The sequence below is a fragment of the Geomonas propionica genome, from assembly GCF_016458235.1.
In the GTDB taxonomy this organism is placed as follows: domain Bacteria; phylum Desulfobacterota; class Desulfuromonadia; order Geobacterales; family Geobacteraceae; genus Geomonas; species Geomonas propionica.
This window is the reverse complement of sequence record NZ_JAEMHK010000003.1, coordinates 135,978-150,862: the sequence shown is the minus strand read 5'-3', so window position 1 is coordinate 150,862 and position 14,885 is coordinate 135,978. Positions and strand designations below refer to the sequence as shown.

The window sequence follows — 14,885 nt, the reverse complement described above, 5'->3', positions numbered from 1 at the left end:
GAACGTAACGGCGTTGCAACAAATGACGATTCTTTTTGTGGATGACGAGGAGACTGCCAGGGAGCAGATGAAACTGGTGTTGAGCAGTTTCAGCAAAAACACGGTCTGTGTCGGCAGCGCAGATGAGGCCCTGCGTGCGCTGGAAGAGCATCACCCCGACATCGTACTCACCGACATCCGCATGCCCGGCCTGTCGGGCCTCGAACTGCTCAACGCCATTAAACAAAAGGATCCGGCAGTTGCGGTCGTCATGGTTTCGGCCCATTCCGAGTCGGAGTACCTGCTCGACGCCTTTCGCTTCAAGGCTGACGGCTACCTCTTGAAGCCGTTCAACTTCCACGACATGCTGGAACTCCTCTCCGACTTGGCTACCAAGAAGGTAACCGAGGGCAAAGCGTCAGACAACGGGGTTGAAAAGAAGGAGTTCGTCCTCAAGATCCTCGATACTCTCGGCGGCAGGCGGGCGGAAATCATGGAGTACGTCCTCAACCACCTTGACGCGGACAACATTTTCAACGGCACCTACGACGAGGTGGCGGAGGCCTTGGGCGCCAGTAAGCCGACTGTCGTCGCAACCTTCCAGATCATGCTGGAAAAAAACGTGCTGACCCGGATCAAGTACGGGACGTACCGGATGAACATGAATGTTTCGGAGTAGTTCGGGTGTCAGTAGGGTTCGCTGCGCGAGTGATCGCCCCCGCGCTTACCGCACCGCTCAAGTAGAGATTAGGAATTGACAACAAATACACGAAGGAATACCATGCAGCCGCGTACGCACTCGACCTGGAAAGCGCTGTACCGGTGAAATGCTTTTATGCCATGAATCATGAGCGGGGGATGCAACGATGGCGGCTGAAGTACTCTTCGTGGACGACAACAAACTGATTCTGGAGACCTCCCTCGACCTGTTCAGGTCACATGGCATCGACCTCATCACCGCGGAAAACGCGGCCGAGGCCCTGGAGCTGTTCCGCCACCATGAGATCGCCGTCGTGGTCTCGGACAACCGGATGCCCGGCATGTCCGGCCTCGACTTTCTCTCCCGACTGCGCCAGATTTCCCCAGACACCGTCAAGGTGCTCATCTCCTCCTATGTCGACCTCGCCACCGCGCTCACCGCCATCAACAGCTCGGAGGTGTTCCGCTACCTTTTGAAACCATGGAAAAATCAGGAAATTCTGGAAGTGGTGCAGGAGGGGCTCAGGCGCTATCGGACCGTGCAGGCCATGAGGCGGGAGGATGAGGCGGTGCTGCGGTCCCTGGCCCAGACTATTGAACTGAAGGACCCCAACACCAAGGGGCACTGCGACCGCGTTGCGGTCTACGCTCTGCTCATTGCCGAAGCGATGGGGCTCTCCAAGGACACCCTGCGCCAGATCAAGTACGGCAGCTGGCTGCACGACTGCGGCAAAATAGGCGTTTCGGAACTGATCCTCAACGGCAGCGGCCGTCTCAATGAGGACGAGTTCAAGACCATGAAGCTGCACACCGACTGGGGCGCCGACCTTGCCGAAAAGGCGCGCCTCTCGGAAGTGGCCAAGAACATCATCCGCCACCATCACGAGAAGTACGATGGGACCGGCTACCCCATGGGCCTGAAAGGTGAAGCGATCCCGCTGGAGGCCCGCATCGTCGCAGTGGCCGACATCTACGACGCGCTGACTACGGACCGCTCCTACCGCGACAGGTTCCTGGAAACCGAGGCCCTGGATATGGTCCGCGCCATGAGCGGCGAGGCGCTCGACCCGGAGGTCGTGGAGGTCTTCCTGAAGGTGGTCCCGGAAGGCGCACTCCCCTCCTCCGAGGAAGTGCTTGGGGAGGCGCCGGTCGAACCGGGCACCCCCACCGCGACCCTTAGCCTGGTGCGCGCCCGGGCTTAGGGCGCATCACCTCCCCGTTGCGGGGAACCATCTGCGCACCACGAAACTCCGGGCCCCGGCGCTCCCCTGCAGGAAGCTGTCCGCGGGCTTTCTCGTTTTCATAATCTGCCGGACAAGCTCCAGCTTGGGCGTGATCATGACCCCGCTTGCCTTCCCGCCGCACCCCATCCTGCTTTCAATAATGGAATCATTGTCCAGGACCATCATCACGTGCCCGTTCCAGACCAGAAGGTCCAGCGGCACGAGCTTGCGCGCGATCGCCTCGGCGGAGAGCCCCGCCACCGGGACCGCCGCGCCGTAGCCGATCAGGGTCGAGGTGTTCCGGGGGGTGAAGCCGTCGGTCGCCTGGTAGAGAAGGCCGGAACAGTCCACGCCCGCCAGCGGGTCCCCCTGCGGGTAGTACTTGCGCAGCAAGGGAACGCCGTCCTTCACGTTGCCTCCCCAGACATACGGTTTGGCCAGGGCCGCCAAAAGCCGTTTCTGGATCTCCGCCAGCTCCGGCAGATGCGGACGGCGCTCCTCTACAGCCGGACCGGCCGCCTCCACAAAACGGGCGTCGACGAACAACCCGGTTTTGGATGGATACGGGTAATCATTGCTGGTGACCCGCAGCACCTTGACGCCGTTCTTCTCCAGCTCCCCCTGCACAGTGAAGAGCGTGCCCGGCAGGGCGATGAATTCGATGGGGCGCACGCCGCGGCAGGGGTCGAGCCGAACCTTACCATCGAAGCTGCCCGCGAAATCGGGGGTGTTGAGGACCGGGGTGTAGGAGAGGGCGACTACCCGTTTCGGGGGAGCACCGGCGGCGTTGCGGGGGGAGAACGGGGTAACGAGTAGGGCAAGGGCTATTACTGCAAGGAGAAGAGTCTTCATGACTACCTCGTGACAGGACCGGCGCGAGCGGCTTTAACTGCCAGGGCCGGTGCAAGTGCGGCAGGAGCCGCGGGTTGTGGCGCGAAAGCGGGGGGCGATCACTGCGCGAAGGCCGCCGGGAGCGGCATAAGGTGCACCCCGGGCCCCTTCAAGAGCGGCAGCGCCAGCTTGATCCCTTTCGGCTCGTTACCGTTGCCGTGCACCAGGATGAAGCTGCCGGGCTGGGGCTGCTCCCCCTTGGCGAGCCAGGCGTCGGCGCCGATCGGCACCAGGGAGAGCTCAGCCAAGAGGTTCATGGCGGCGCCATCGGACACGAGCCCCGGAAAGCGGAAGAAGGGCGAGGGGACCAGGCCGCGGGAGAGAAGCTCTTGCTCCACCTGCAGCACCTCGGCGCGGAGGTCGGTTCCCGGGGCGAGCAGGAAGTTGGCGGCCAGGGGGGCCTTCGGGTCGTAGTGGTGGTGCCAGGAGTGGTTCACCCAGGTGACCGCCAGCCTGCCCGCGGCGATCTCCCCCTTAAGGTAGGCGACCTCCTCCGGGTGGCTCTCGAGCCAGAGCCCGCTGACCATCACCGCCACCGGGACCACCTTCTCCCTGGCGAACGCTTCGGCGGTCTCGAACAGCTCGCGCTCGAAGGGGCGCTTTGAGGGGCAGAGATCGACGGTGAGGAAAAAGCCGTCGGCGCCGCTGTCGGCGCGGGTGGCGCCGCCGTTTTGCAGCCGGTAGGGGGAAGCGGTGTAGCGCTTGACCGCGCGCCCGAGACGGGTGGCGTAGAAGCCGGGGGCGCCCTTCCGGGGAACCAGGTCCGCCGCCGGAAGGTCATAGCTCTGCAGGGTGACGGCATCGACCGCAAGCCGGTGCGGCACCCCCGCCTCCTTGAAACTGCGGACCGCCCAAAGCGGCCGCCCGGAGCGGTCGGCGACCGGCTCGCGCAGCACACGGTATTCGGTGATCTGTTGGGCGTGGCAAGCGCGCGAGGCGCCGAGAAAAAGCGGGAGGAAAAGGAGCAGGGAGCAGAAAAGACGCATGACGGACTCTTTGGCCGGGTGCGGGCCGCCGCCGGGCGCGGCGGCTAGGCCAGCACCGAGCGGAGCGCGGCGTCGATCTTGTCGACGTCGACGCGGGTGTTGAAGCAGGGGCCGAAGGGGCGATCGTTGAGCACCCCGATCACCGGTAGGGGGTAGCAGTCCTTGATCCCGGAGGTGAGGTCCCGTTCGCAGGCGACGGCCAGGACCAGCTTGGGGCGCTTTTCGATGATGACCTTGCGGGCCAGGGTGCCGCCGGTGGCCACCGAGATGTCGATGTTGTACTTGCGGGCCAGGTCGGCGAGCCCCATGATGTCGCAACGGCCGCAGCGCAGACACTTGTCTATCTCGCCGGTGACCTTGATCTCGCACTCGGCGAGCTGCAGGCAGTGGGGCAGCAGGATCAGGATCCGGTCGGCATTGATCTTCAGGCGCTGCGAAATCACCAGGGAGTTGTTCATGGCCACGAAGGACTGGCGGATGGTGTCCTTAGAAATGCCGCAGAGCTTGCCGATCTGCTCGATGAGCGGAAGCAGGAACTTGATCACCACCCCGCGCATGAACTTCGTGCCGAGAATGTCCTTGCCGAGCGCCGTGGTGAGCACCAACAGCGCAGTCCCGAGCACCGCGATACCGGAGAGGACGGCAAAGACCATCCCCACCACACGCGGCAGGTCCGGGTGGATGTTGGCGAGCCCCATGGTCGGGATGTACCACCCCAGGTAGATGAGCCCCACCACCAAAAGGCAGGTCACCCCCATGAGTGCCACGAAGAGCCGCTTCTGGGGCGGCTTCTGATTGGCGCCCTTATGCCCCAACTGCGCAGTCCTTCCTGCCCAGCAGGGAACCTGCCGGCACCTTGTAGCCGGCGAGGAAATCCCCCGCCGCCATGCGCTTCTTCCCTTCCAATTGCAGCTCGCGGATCAGAAGGCTCCCCTCACCGCAGGCGACCTCGATGCCGTCGCGGCCGGCGGCCACCACCTCGCCGGGGTTACCGGTCCCGGCGGTGGCCTGCACCTTGTACACCTTCAGGAGCTTGTCGTCGAGGAAGCTGAAGGCACCGGGCCAGGGGGTCATGCCGCGCACCTGGTTCTTGATGTCGCGGGCGCTCCTGGTCCAGTCGATGAGGCCGTCCTCCTTCTTCATCATGGGGGCGTAGCAGGTGAGCGCGTCGTCCTGCTTCTCCGGGATCAGTTCCCCGGCCACCAGGCGGTCCAGGGTCTCCGCCAGGAGCTCGGCGCCCAACCGCGACATGCGGTCGTGCAGGCTCTGGGTGTCCTCGTCCGGATCGATGGGGGTCGCGCTTTTCAGGAGCATGTCGCCGGTGTCGAGGCCGACGTCCATCATCATGGTGGTGACCCCGGTCTCGTTCTCGCCGTTGATGATGCACCAGTTGAGGGGCGCTGCGCCACGGTAGCGCGGCAGCAGCGAGGCGTGCACGTTGATGCAGCCGTGCTTGGGGATGTCCAAAAGCGCCTTGGGGAGGATCTGCCCGAAGGCGATCACGACGATCAGGTCCGGCTCGAGGGCGCGGATCTGCTCGATGGATTCGGGCAAGCGCACCTTCACCGGCTGCAGCACCGGGATGCCGTGCTCCTCGGCCAACACCTTCACCGGCGGCGGCAGGGTCTGCTGGCCCCTCCCCTTGGGGCGGTCGGGCTGGGTGACAACGGCCACCACGTTTTCACCGCGCTCGATCAGGGTGCGCAGGGTCGGGCAGGCGAATTCGGGCGTTCCCATGAAGATGATGCGCAAACCGGTCATCGAAGCTGCTCCTTTGCCTCTTCCTGGGCGCGCTGATAGCGCTTGCGGAAAAGCCCCTTCTTGAGCGGGGAGAGGTGGTCTATGAACAGGACACCGTCCAGGTGGTCGATCTCGTGCTGGAAGGCGATGGCCAGGAGGTCATCGGCGCGGATCACAATCTCCTCGCCGTCGAGGTTCAGCATCTTCACCACCACGCGGGCGTGGCGCCGCACGTTGGCCGAGAACTTGGGCACCGACAGGCACCCCTCCTCCTCGTAGGCCTCGCCTTCGGCGTGGACGATCTCGGGGTTGATGGCGACGATCAGCTCGGGGCTCTCATCCTGGCTCGATACGTCGATCACCACGATGCGCTGATGCACGCCGATCTGGGGGGCGGCCAGGCCGACGCCGGGGGCGTCGTACATGGTTTCGGCCATGTCCCGCACCAGTTCGCGGGTCTTTTCGTTGATCACGGTAACCGGCAGGGAGCGCTTCTTCAGCTCCGGATCCGGATAGGTTAATATTTTTCGCAGCATATGTCCGTCCTTTGCGTTGGGTCTATCCGGGTCACTATACTAAAGTTGTCGGGAAAAAATCAACGAGATACTCATGAGGGAGGCAGCGCTGCGGGGACGCCGACCGGCGCCGGCGCGCGTCAAAATCCCGGCGACGCCGGGCCCAAAGTCAAAATTACGACGGTCAAAAAAGCCGCACCCGCCGCACCGGTTCCTGCAATATCGAATAGTTGGCGAGAGGGAACACCTCTTGCTTGTCCCAAGGTTCGACAGGCAGCAGCAGGAGGAATACATGAGGCAGCAGATCGTAGCAGCATCGACAACACTCAACGCAGCAAAAAAACAGGCCCCGACACCCCTTCTCTCGGCAGCCGCCGCCCTGCCGCACCTGCTGGCCCATGGGCGCGCCGACGCTCCGTCCCGCCTGCCGGCCAGGCGCCCGCGCCGCATCTGGGGGCGCGAGGACGGCTTCACCATGGCTGCTCCCCGCTAGACCGACTCGACAGCTAACGCCCCGCCACCAGCCGTTGTCCCATATGGCGCGCCTTCTCCAGCACCCGCCGCCCCGCGCCCTGATGTTCCTCCTTGGCCGCGAACCCCACAAACACCGTCCCCACGCAACTTGCGCCCAATAGTTCCGCGCTCTGCCGGAGCGTCTTCACGACCGGCGTGAACAGCCGCGCCAGGAAGCCCGGCGCCGCGCTTGCCGCCACCAGCACGGCCCGCCTGGGCTTCTCCTTGCTGCGCACCTTGGGAGCGGGCACCCCCCAGGGCCAGTAGGCGTAGCAGACCAGCCGTTCCGCGAAGCGCTTGGTGAGCGCGGTGACCGAGCCGAAGTTGGTCGGCGAGGCGAGCACCAGCGCCTGGCACCCCTCCACCAGGTCGAGCAGCCGCGCCATCTCGTCGGCAACCGGGCAGATGCCACGCGCGCCTCCGGGCGCCTGGGTGCAGAGGCGGCAGTTGGTGCAGAACTCGACGTGGGTGTCGAGAAGATACACCTTCTGCACCTGCGCGCCGGCCTCGGACGCCCCGGCGAGGACGGCGTCCACGACCTGGTCGACCATCCCCCCCTTGCGGTAGCTCCCCACTATGGCGACCACCTTCAGTGCGTCTCCCATAATGCCTCCGATACCCTCGAAAGCCTGCGAACCCGCGGCAGCTCCCTCACCCCTGCCCCTCTCCCGAAGGGCGAGGGGAGATTACAGGTACTACTTACTTTCCGTCCTCGTCCCGCGCCGCCTGCTCGGCCTGCGCCTTGCGCTCCAGCTTCCTCCTGCGGCGCCCGCCCAGGAAGGACTCCTCGATCACGATGAACACGAACAGCACGATGAAAAGGGCGAAGATGACGCCCAGGATCTTGAACAGCAGGGTCATGTTGCGCTTGCTCCTTACTTAAGCTTCTCGCCCAGGGACGCCGGGCCGGCGGCTACTATACCGATACCGCGTCCCCTGTCAAGGCAAACCGCTACCCCTGGCCGGTGAGCTTCTTCCAGCCGCTGCCTGCCAGCTCGAGCACGCCGTCCATGGTGCGCCGGTAGAACTTCTTGACCGGGATGCGGTTCACGAGGATCTCGTCGCCGCTTCTCTCCAGGCTCACCGGCTCCCCCGATTTCAACTGCACGATCTCCGCGTAGTGCTCCCCTCCCACCCCGAACAGGAAGGAGTGGCGCTCCCCGTGGGCCAGGCAGGAGACGATCAGGATGATCCCTTCCGGGGCGCCGGTCTTGAAGTCGAAGCGGGTGGTGGCGGCGACGAAGCGTCCCGTTACCGGCTCACCGGTCAACAGCTCGCCGAGGTTCAGGTTCTTGGGCTTCATGCGCCCCAGCGGGGGGAGTCCCCAGGGGGAAAGTTGGGGGTGGGAGCGCTGTCGGTAATGGCTGGTGCGCTCCAGGAGGGTCACTACGTTGTTGTTGATCGGCCCGCCGATGGAGTGGGCGAGCCCCATCTGGAAGCGCCCGCCGGTGATCAGGCGGTGGTTCTCCACGATCTGGATCATGCCGGTGGCTCCGAGCGGGTGGCCGCGTCCCTTGAGGCCGCCGGTGATATTGGTGGGGAAGCTGCCGAACTCGCCGGTCAGTTCGTCGTTCAAGAGCGACTCGAGGATGCGGCGCCGGGGCACGAAGCCCAGGTCCACCATGTTGATGGGGCCGAAGCCGTTGAAGGGGTCATGCATGTTGACGTGGATCTTGCCGGCGAAGTCGGTGATCTTCCTGATGCCGGCCATGGCATAGGCCTCGGCGGCGGCGCGCACCGTGGCGGGGAAGCTGTGAAAGTAGGGGCGGTCGGCGATGGTGGGGATGTCGGTCGCGCTCCCCACCCCCGACACGATCACCTCGTGCGGCGTGGCGGAGAGGAGCACGGCGGCCACCCCGTCCGACATGGGGCAGAAGTCGTGGTAGCGCAAAGGCCACCAGTAGCGGTAGTTCTTGCCGGTGACGATCTGGCGGTAGTACTCCTCGAGCGGGATCTCGAAATTGAGATGGGCGTCGGGATTTCTGGCGGCGAAGCGGTGGGCCCGCTGGGTCAAAAGCGCGGAGAAGGCGGTCCACTCCTCGGTGGAGAGCTTGAGGCGCTCGATGAGCGAGCGGGCCACCAGGGCGCCGCAGGCAGGCATGGAAAGCCCGAACTCGGCCTCGTCCTTGTCGATCACCCCCGCGACGATGCGGGTCGCCTGGCCTGTGGAAACGTCGCTCATCTTCTGGATGCCGATGGCGAGCACATGGTCGCAGCGCCCGGAGGCGATCTGCAGGTAGGCGTACTCCAAGGCCGAGGCGCCGGAAGAGGAGGCGGTGTCGATCAGCACCGACTTCGCCCCCGAGATGCCGAGCACCCCGGCGATCTTGGCCGCAGTGTTGTCCACCCCGGAAAAGGCGACCGGGTTCTGGCAGCCGACCACGACCGCGCCCACCTCGGAGCGGCGGATCCGGCTCCCGGCGAACACCTCGCCGGCCTTTTCCGCCATCTGCAAGAAGCTCAGCGCCTCACGCTCGCGGCCGTTGTAGCGCCCGACCGGGGCTGCATACGAGGAGGCGACGTAGACCTCCCTGGGTTTGAAATGCTGCGTCACGGATCCCTCCTGCAACGGGCGTCCGCCGCCGTCCGGCGACTGAATAGCCTTGCCAGCGCCCGCCCACTCTGCTATGTATTAGAACGCTGTCACAACATATCACTCAAGGTGGTTTTCATGGTAGAAAAAATTAAGAATGTTGTTGTATTTGTCAAGGACATCAAGGCCGCGCGCCGTTTTTATCGGGAGCAGCTGGGGCTCCCCGCCGGACAGGAGACCGAGTACATGATGGAATTCCTCCCGACTGAGGGAACCGGCCTGGGCGTGTCGCTCGCCATGCACGAGGCAGCTCAGAAGCTGGTCGGCCGCCACACCGGCATCACCTTCACCGTGAAGGGGCTGGAGGAACTCTACGCCAAGCTGACCCAGGAAGGTGTGCGCTTCACCGAGCCGCTGGAAAAGAGCCCGTGGGGCAAAATGGCAGTTGTCGCCGACCCGGACGGCAACGAGTTCGCCCTGGTGGAAATGTGAAAAGAGTTCTGACCGCCGCACTGCTCCTTTTCGGCGCGGGTTCGGCGGCGCTGGCCGCCCTCCCTGCGCCGCGCCCTTTCAGCGGGTGCGGCGTCCTGATCCTCAAGCAGGAGGCGGGATGGCAGCCGGAGAGCGTAGCGCTGTACCAGGAGCCGGGGATGCTGCGGGTCGCCGAGACGACGCCCCAGGCGCTGCCGCGGCTCTCCGGCAGCGACACGGAGCCGCTTTTGGCGGCGAGCGAACGGCGCGGCGGCTGGGTCAAGGTTGCGCTGGACGAGGCGGGACGCCAGGGGTGGCTCGCGCAGGCGCGCGGCTGGGAGTACCGCGAGTGGCGGGACTTTCTTCCCGGGCGCACGGTGCGCCTTCTCCCCGGGCTGAAAAAGGAATGGTACCAAGTGCGTCTCACCCCCGGCGGCGAGGCGAGCCCCGCCCCGCCGCTTTCACGGGACCGTGAAGTCAGGGTCATCGAGGTGGAAAAGGAGTGGGCGCGGGTCGAGGCGCCGGCGGGGTGGCTGCGCTGGCGCGACCCCGACGGCAGGCTCACCGTCTCGCTGAAGTAAGCTGTTAAATAGAAAAAGCATTGACATTGAAATCCCTGCATGTTATTTGAGGCGTCATGTATACTAACAACGTTACATCACGTGGCTCCGTCCACGCGGCAGCAGCGGCCAGACCCTTTTAGAGCCGCCACTGCTGATTAGAAAATTAGATTTCTACTGAAGGCCGTGGGGGACCCCCACGGCCTTTTTTTATGCAAAATTCGCTTCAGTCCAGCAGACACATACCATCAGGGGGAGAAAGAATGCGCAACGAGATAGTCACTCCCGGCGCGGGAGAACTGACCTACGAAATCCGAAACATCGTCACGGTGGCCGAGAAGGTGCAGCGCCTCGGGGTGAAGATCAATTGGGAGAACATCGGGGATCCCATCGTCAAGGGAGAGAACATCCCGCTCTGGATGAAGGAGATCGTTGCGGCCGAGGCGATGCACGACGAAAGCTACGCCTACTGCCCGACCCGCGGCGTCCTGGAGACCCGGGAATTCATCTGCAGCATCACCAACCAGCGGGGCGGGGCGCAGATCACCCCGGACGACATCATCTTCTTCAACGGCCTCGGGGACGCCATCGCCAAGGTCTACGGAAACCTGAGGGCCGAGAGCCGCGTGCTGATGCCGTCGCCGACCTACACCACCCACTCCATCGGCGAGGCGGCCCACGCCAACGCGGTCCCGGTCTGCTACCGCTTGAAGCCCGAGGACAACTGGTACCCGGACATGGACGACTTGGAGTGCCACGTTAAGTACAACCCGCAGATCTCGGGCATCATGCTCATCAACCCGGACAACCCGACCGGCATGGTCTACCCCCCCGAGGTGCTCAAGCAGATCGTGGCCATCGCCAAGAAGTACGACCTGTTCCTGATCGCGGACGAGGTGTACAGCAACATCGTCTACAACGGCGAGCACACGGTCCCCATCTCCGACCTGATCGGCGAAGTGCCGGCCATCGCGATGAAAGGGATCTCCAAGGAACTCCCCTGGCCCGGCTCCCGTTGCGGCTGGATCGAGGTCTACAACGGCGAGCGCGACCCGCGCTTCAAGAAGTTCGTCAACTCCATCCTCTCCTCGAAGATGAACGAGGTCTGCTCCACGACCCTGCCGCAGCGCTGCCTCCCGGCCGTGATGAAGCACCCGGAGTACCACAACTACCTGAAAGAGCGCATCGGCCGCTATGAAAAGATGAGCAACATTATGTTCGACGCGCTCTCCAAGATCCCCGAACTGTCGGTGAACCGCACCAACGGCGCCTTCTACATGGCGGTCCCTTTCAAGCCCGGCGTTTTGAACGACACCCAGAGCCTGCCGATAACCAACCCGGAGATCCGCGCCCTGGTGGAGGGGATCGTGAACCAGCCCGGCGTGGCGCCCGACAAGCGCTTCGTCTACTACATCCTGGCCCACACCGGCATCTGCGTGGTGCCGCTCTCCTCCTTCAACACGGAGCTCCTGGGCTTCCGGGTGACGCTCCTCGAGCGCGACGAGGAGGAGTGCCGCAAGATCTACCGCACCCTGACCGACAACATCGCCGCCTACCTCGCCTCGTAAGGCGCGCCGCGGCGTCCCTCCCTGTCCCTCCCCTCCGGGGGAGGGACCCCTTTGTCCCCCCCGCACACACCGTTGGGCTTTTTTAAGCTTAAGTGGACGTCCTCATTGACTAATGAGCCGTACATATGCTATCCATTCTCCATTTGGGCAGCATCCTCATCACCGTAGGGGTTCAGATGGCCTCGGTTGCACCGGAAAGAAGGCGGTCGGCGGCAAGCGCCCGCGGCGCGGCACATGCTTAGCGGCATCACCGGCAGCGTCGAACCGGATATCGCCCCAGACACCTTCGAGGTCATCGGGCGCATCCTCAAAGCCCGCTCGGGGTTCACCCTGGACGGCTACAAGGACAAATGCGTCAAGCGGCGCATCCACATCCGCGTCCGCGCCACCCACTCCCCCTCCGCCGAGGCCTACGGCGAACTCCTCACGCAGAGCACGACCGAACAGGACCACCTGCTCCGGGTGCTCACCATCCATGTTTCCCACTTCTTCAGAAATCCATCGGTCTTCGAAAAACTGGGTGCCGAGATCGTGCCCCAGCTGCTCGAGCAGCGCGGCCAGGTCCGCGCCCTGAGTGTCGGGTGTGCCGGCGGAGAGGAACCTTACAGCCTGGCGCTGCTCATGCAGGAGCGGTGCCCCAAGGCCGTCAAGGCGGGACAGGTCACCATCCTCGGGGTGGACGTGGACACGGCCATCCTGGAGCAGGCCCGGGAGGCGTTGTACCATCAGGACCGTCTGGCGGAGCTCCCCCCGGGGCTTTTGGAGCGCCACTTCGCCCCCGAGGCGGGGCGCTACCGCCTGCGCGACGAGGTCCGCGACCAGGTCCTTTTCGAGCACGCGGACCTGAACCACCGGCAGGGGTGGGACCCCTGCGACCTGATCCTTTGTCGCAACGTGCTGATCTATTTCGAGAGGGAGCGGCAGGAAACCGTCCTGAACGGTTTCGCCGACGCCCTTTCCCCCGGAGGCTACCTGGTGCTGGGCAAGGCCGAGACCCTTTTCGGCACCGCCCGCAAGCGCTTCCGGACCATCTGCCCGGTGGAGCGGATTTACCGGGCCCTGTAGCCCTACCGATTTTTTTGAGCAGGAAAAGGAGCACGCCCACATGTACATCCAAATCGGCTACAAGTTCATCCTCGGCTTTCTGGCCGTCGTCGCCGCCGTCGTCTTCGTTCCTTCCGCGGTGCAGCACCTGCAGTACTCGCCGGAGCTGACCAGCGTCCTCTCCTACGTGGTGGCGCTCACGGTGGGTCTCATCCTGGGCTCCTTCTTCTCCCGGAGCTTTACCAAGAACATCTCGCTGCTGACCGGCGCCACGGAGGCCATCAGCCAGGGGGACCTCTCCCGCGACCTGGAGTTCCCGGCCACCCGCTTCCCCGACGAGACCCATTCCATGGCGCTCTCCGTAAACACCATGCAGGAGAACCTGCGCACCCTGGTGCGCCAGATCCGGCAGACCTCGGAACAGGTATCCGAGTCGTCCCGCACCCTGTCCTCCAGCGCCCTCGAGATCAACGCCTCCACCGAGGAGGTGGCGCAGGCCATCGAGAGCATCTCGGGAGGGGCCGAGAACCAGGCCGAGATGCTGTCCAAAAGCGCCAAGGTGATCCACGAGATGGCGATCTCGGTGGACCTCGTGGCGCGCCGGGCCAAGGAGACCGCCAAGGCGGCACGCGAGACCAGCCAGACCGCGCAGAAGGGGGGCGAGCTCGCCACCGATTCGGTGGAGCGGCTGAAGAGCTTCTTCGATTCCGTGGAGCTGATCAGCATGCAGTTCATGGACCTGAACGGGAAGCTGCAGCAGGTGGGCAAGATCGCCGACTTCATCGTGGAGATGTCGCGCCAGACCAACCTGCTCGCCCTGAACGCCTCCATCGAGGCGGCCCGCGCCGGCGAGTACGGCAAGGGGTTCGGCGTGGTGGCCGAGGAGGTGAGAAAGCTCGCCGACGGCAGCGCCAAGAGCGCCACCGACATCGTGGAGCTGATCGACCTGGTCAAGGTGGAAAGCCGCAGGGTGCAGGAAACCATCACCGACAGCTCGCGCGGCATCATCGTGGGCAAGAAGAACCTGGACACCACCGCGGACGCCTTCAAGGAGATCCTCGCCACCGTCGTCGAAACCGAGAGGAAGGCGAACTCCATCGCCGACCTGTCCCAGATGCAGACCACCGGCGCCGCCAAGATGGTGAGCATGGTGGACGAGATCGCCAAGGTGGCCGAGGACAACGCCGCATCCACCGAGGAGGTCTCCGCCGCCACCGAGGAGCAGCACTCAGCGATGCAGGAGATGGTGTACCAGACCCAGGAGCTCTCCAAACTGGCCGACGAACTGCTCCGCTCGGTGGAGCGCTTCCAGGTCGGGCCCGACAGTGCGCCGGAGCCCAAGGCGTGACCGCCGAACGCCTGCTCCTGTTCAGCGCGGCGCGGCAGCTCTTCGCCCTGAACCTGCAGGAGGTCTGCGAGGTGATGGAGCCGCAGCGGTGCTATCCCCTGGCGGGAGCGCCTTCCCACTACCACGGGTTGATCAACTTCCACGGCAACCTCACCGCGCTGGTGGACCTGGCCGGTTACCTGCGCCTGCAGGGGCGCCCGCTGCCGGGGAAGGTCCTGGTGATCGACACCAAGCTCGCTCACCTCGCCCTCAAGGTGGACGCGGTCGGCTCCATCCTGGACGCCACCAGCATCACCGGCGCCAGCAGCCACGAGGACCCGCTCACGGAGGCGGTGCTCGACACGCCGCACGGGAGCGTGCACCTGCTCCGCCTGGAGGCGCTTTTAACCGGACTGGAGCAGGAACTGCAGCAAAGCGCCCCCAACAATGCCAAACCTGGAGGTACCTGATGGCCTTGAAGGTCATGATAGTTGACGACTCCCTTTTCATGAGGAAGATGCTGCGCGACATCCTCGTGGAGGAGGGGTACGAGATAGCCGACGAGGCAAGCGACGGCGTGGAAGCGGTGCAGAAGTACAAGGAGTGCCTCCCCGACCTGGTCACCCTGGACATCGTGATGCCCAACAAGACCGGCATCGAGGCGCTGCAGGAGATCATGGCCTACGACGCCGGGGCCCGGGTGGTGATGTGCTCCGCCATCGGCCAGGAGGCGCTCACCACCGCCGCGACCGACGCCGGCGCCAAGGCCTTCATATTGAAGCCGTTCAACCCCGAGTTGGTGACCCGGGTGCTCAGGGAAGTAGCCCAGGGGTAAT

Annotated in this window: 18 protein-coding genes; 10 read left to right on the top strand and 8 right to left on the bottom strand. The window is 64.5% G+C overall.

Annotation, left to right across the window (positions count from 1 at the left end; translation table 11 throughout):
• Positions 1-22: 22 nt before the first annotated feature.
• The gene (locus tag JFN90_RS05370; protein WP_215906705.1) at positions 23-658 is read left to right on the top strand and encodes a response regulator; all 636 of its coding nucleotides are present in this window, start codon (positions 23-25) and stop codon (positions 656-658) included.
• A gap of 187 nt (positions 659-845) precedes the next feature.
• Positions 846-1,880: an HD-GYP domain-containing protein gene (locus JFN90_RS05365; RefSeq protein WP_199394073.1), complete on the top strand. Its 1,035-nt coding sequence runs from the start codon at positions 846-848 to the stop codon at positions 1,878-1,880.
• Positions 1,881-1,886: 6 nt separating this feature from the next.
• On the opposite strand, the gene JFN90_RS05360 is transcribed toward JFN90_RS05365, so the two are convergent.
• The 5 genes from JFN90_RS05360 to def form a co-directional block, all read right to left on the bottom strand.
• Positions 1,887-2,753 carry an NlpC/P60 family protein gene (locus tag JFN90_RS05360; protein WP_199394072.1) on the bottom strand — a complete coding sequence of 289 codons (867 nt, stop codon included), beginning with the start codon at positions 2,751-2,753 and terminating at the stop codon, positions 1,887-1,889.
• 98 nt (positions 2,754-2,851) lie between these two features.
• Entirely contained in the window at positions 2,852-3,778 is a 927-nt protein-coding gene (locus JFN90_RS05355; protein ID WP_236018884.1) for a polysaccharide deacetylase family protein, read from the bottom strand.
• Positions 3,779-3,822: 44 nt separating this feature from the next.
• On the bottom strand, positions 3,823-4,593 hold the full coding sequence (locus JFN90_RS05350; protein WP_199394071.1) for a DUF116 domain-containing protein: 771 nt from the start codon (positions 4,591-4,593) through the stop codon (positions 3,823-3,825).
• Positions 4,583-5,539 (bottom strand): methionyl-tRNA formyltransferase, encoded by a 957-nt coding sequence (gene fmt, locus JFN90_RS05345; RefSeq protein WP_199394070.1) that lies wholly within the window; start codon positions 5,537-5,539, stop codon positions 4,583-4,585. The genes JFN90_RS05350 and fmt overlap by 11 nt, the downstream gene beginning before the upstream one ends.
• Positions 5,536-6,054 carry a peptide deformylase gene (def, locus tag JFN90_RS05340; protein WP_199394069.1) on the bottom strand — a complete coding sequence of 173 codons (519 nt, stop codon included), beginning with the start codon at positions 6,052-6,054 and terminating at the stop codon, positions 5,536-5,538. The genes fmt and def overlap by 4 nt, the downstream gene beginning before the upstream one ends.
• Before the next feature lie 271 nt (positions 6,055-6,325).
• Between def and JFN90_RS05335 the strand changes: the two genes are divergently transcribed.
• Positions 6,326-6,526, top strand: coding sequence for a hypothetical protein (locus tag JFN90_RS05335; RefSeq protein WP_199394068.1), 201 nt, complete (start codon positions 6,326-6,328; stop codon positions 6,524-6,526).
• A 13-nt stretch (positions 6,527-6,539) separates the two neighbouring features.
• On the opposite strand, the gene JFN90_RS05330 is transcribed toward JFN90_RS05335, so the two are convergent.
• The 3 genes from JFN90_RS05330 to JFN90_RS05320 all read right to left on the bottom strand — a co-directional run bounded on the left by JFN90_RS05330 (position 6,540) and on the right by JFN90_RS05320 (position 9,100).
• Positions 6,540-7,151, bottom strand: a complete 612-nt coding sequence (locus JFN90_RS05330; RefSeq protein ID WP_199394067.1) for a flavodoxin family protein — start codon at positions 7,149-7,151, stop codon at positions 6,540-6,542.
• Positions 7,152-7,245: 94 nt separating this feature from the next.
• Entirely contained in the window at positions 7,246-7,407 is a 162-nt protein-coding gene (locus JFN90_RS05325) for a hypothetical protein (protein WP_199394066.1), read from the bottom strand.
• Positions 7,408-7,498: 91 nt separating this feature from the next.
• On the bottom strand, positions 7,499-9,100 hold the full coding sequence (locus JFN90_RS05320) for a thiolase family protein (protein WP_199394065.1): 1,602 nt from the start codon (positions 9,098-9,100) through the stop codon (positions 7,499-7,501).
• Between the two features lie 117 nt (positions 9,101-9,217).
• On the opposite strand from JFN90_RS05320, the gene JFN90_RS05315 reads away from it, so the two are divergent.
• The 7 genes from JFN90_RS05315 to JFN90_RS05285 all read left to right on the top strand — a co-directional run bounded on the left by JFN90_RS05315 (position 9,218) and on the right by JFN90_RS05285 (position 14,884).
• On the top strand, positions 9,218-9,571 hold the full coding sequence (locus JFN90_RS05315; protein ID WP_199394064.1) for a VOC family protein: 354 nt from the start codon (positions 9,218-9,220) through the stop codon (positions 9,569-9,571).
• Positions 9,568-10,131, top strand: a complete 564-nt coding sequence (locus JFN90_RS05310; protein ID WP_199394063.1) for an SH3 domain-containing protein — start codon at positions 9,568-9,570, stop codon at positions 10,129-10,131. Before JFN90_RS05315 ends, JFN90_RS05310 begins: the two co-directional genes overlap by 4 nt.
• A gap of 242 nt (positions 10,132-10,373) precedes the next feature.
• The gene (locus tag JFN90_RS05305; RefSeq protein WP_199394062.1) at positions 10,374-11,678 is read left to right on the top strand and encodes a pyridoxal phosphate-dependent aminotransferase; all 1,305 of its coding nucleotides are present in this window, start codon (positions 10,374-10,376) and stop codon (positions 11,676-11,678) included.
• 234 nt (positions 11,679-11,912) lie between these two features.
• The gene (locus tag JFN90_RS05300) at positions 11,913-12,743 is read left to right on the top strand and encodes a CheR family methyltransferase (RefSeq protein WP_199394061.1); all 831 of its coding nucleotides are present in this window, start codon (positions 11,913-11,915) and stop codon (positions 12,741-12,743) included.
• A gap of 40 nt (positions 12,744-12,783) precedes the next feature.
• A complete protein-coding gene (locus JFN90_RS05295) occupies positions 12,784-14,070 on the top strand; it encodes a methyl-accepting chemotaxis protein (RefSeq protein ID WP_199394060.1) in 1,287 nt (428 codons plus the stop codon).
• A complete protein-coding gene (locus JFN90_RS05290; protein ID WP_199394059.1) occupies positions 14,067-14,519 on the top strand; it encodes a chemotaxis protein CheW in 453 nt (150 codons plus the stop codon). The genes JFN90_RS05295 and JFN90_RS05290 overlap by 4 nt, the downstream gene beginning before the upstream one ends.
• On the top strand, positions 14,519-14,884 hold the full coding sequence (locus JFN90_RS05285) for a response regulator (RefSeq protein WP_199394058.1): 366 nt from the start codon (positions 14,519-14,521) through the stop codon (positions 14,882-14,884). The genes JFN90_RS05290 and JFN90_RS05285 overlap by 1 nt, the downstream gene beginning before the upstream one ends.
• The last annotated feature ends 1 nt before the right edge of the window (position 14,885 follow it).

What these genes read in the sequence shown, in the direction of transcription:
- JFN90_RS05330 (WP_199394067.1), bottom strand. Translation starts at nt 7,151, where the DNA reads ATGGGAGACGCACTGAAGGTGGTCGCCATAGTGGGGAGCTACCGCAAG.
- JFN90_RS05335 (WP_199394068.1), top strand. Translation starts at nt 6,326, where the DNA reads ATGAGGCAGCAGATCGTAGCAGCATCGACAACACTCAACGCAGCAAAA.
- JFN90_RS05295 (WP_199394060.1), top strand. Translation starts at nt 12,784, where the DNA reads ATGTACATCCAAATCGGCTACAAGTTCATCCTCGGCTTTCTGGCCGTC.
- JFN90_RS05325 (WP_199394066.1), bottom strand. Translation starts at nt 7,407, where the DNA reads ATGACCCTGCTGTTCAAGATCCTGGGCGTCATCTTCGCCCTTTTCATC.
- JFN90_RS05300 (WP_199394061.1), top strand. Translation starts at nt 11,913, where the DNA reads ATGCTTAGCGGCATCACCGGCAGCGTCGAACCGGATATCGCCCCAGAC.
- JFN90_RS05315 (WP_199394064.1), top strand. Translation starts at nt 9,218, where the DNA reads ATGGTAGAAAAAATTAAGAATGTTGTTGTATTTGTCAAGGACATCAAG.
- JFN90_RS05360 (WP_199394072.1), bottom strand. Translation starts at nt 2,753, where the DNA reads ATGAAGACTCTTCTCCTTGCAGTAATAGCCCTTGCCCTACTCGTTACC.
- def (WP_199394069.1), bottom strand. Translation starts at nt 6,054, where the DNA reads ATGCTGCGAAAAATATTAACCTATCCGGATCCGGAGCTGAAGAAGCGC.
- JFN90_RS05365 (WP_199394073.1), top strand. Translation starts at nt 846, where the DNA reads ATGGCGGCTGAAGTACTCTTCGTGGACGACAACAAACTGATTCTGGAG.
- fmt (WP_199394070.1), bottom strand. Translation starts at nt 5,539, where the DNA reads ATGACCGGTTTGCGCATCATCTTCATGGGAACGCCCGAATTCGCCTGC.
- JFN90_RS05355 (WP_236018884.1), bottom strand. Translation starts at nt 3,778, where the DNA reads ATGCGTCTTTTCTGCTCCCTGCTCCTTTTCCTCCCGCTTTTTCTCGGC.
- JFN90_RS05370 (WP_215906705.1), top strand. Translation starts at nt 23, where the DNA reads ATGACGATTCTTTTTGTGGATGACGAGGAGACTGCCAGGGAGCAGATG.
- JFN90_RS05305 (WP_199394062.1), top strand. Translation starts at nt 10,374, where the DNA reads ATGCGCAACGAGATAGTCACTCCCGGCGCGGGAGAACTGACCTACGAA.
- JFN90_RS05285 (WP_199394058.1), top strand. Translation starts at nt 14,519, where the DNA reads ATGGCCTTGAAGGTCATGATAGTTGACGACTCCCTTTTCATGAGGAAG.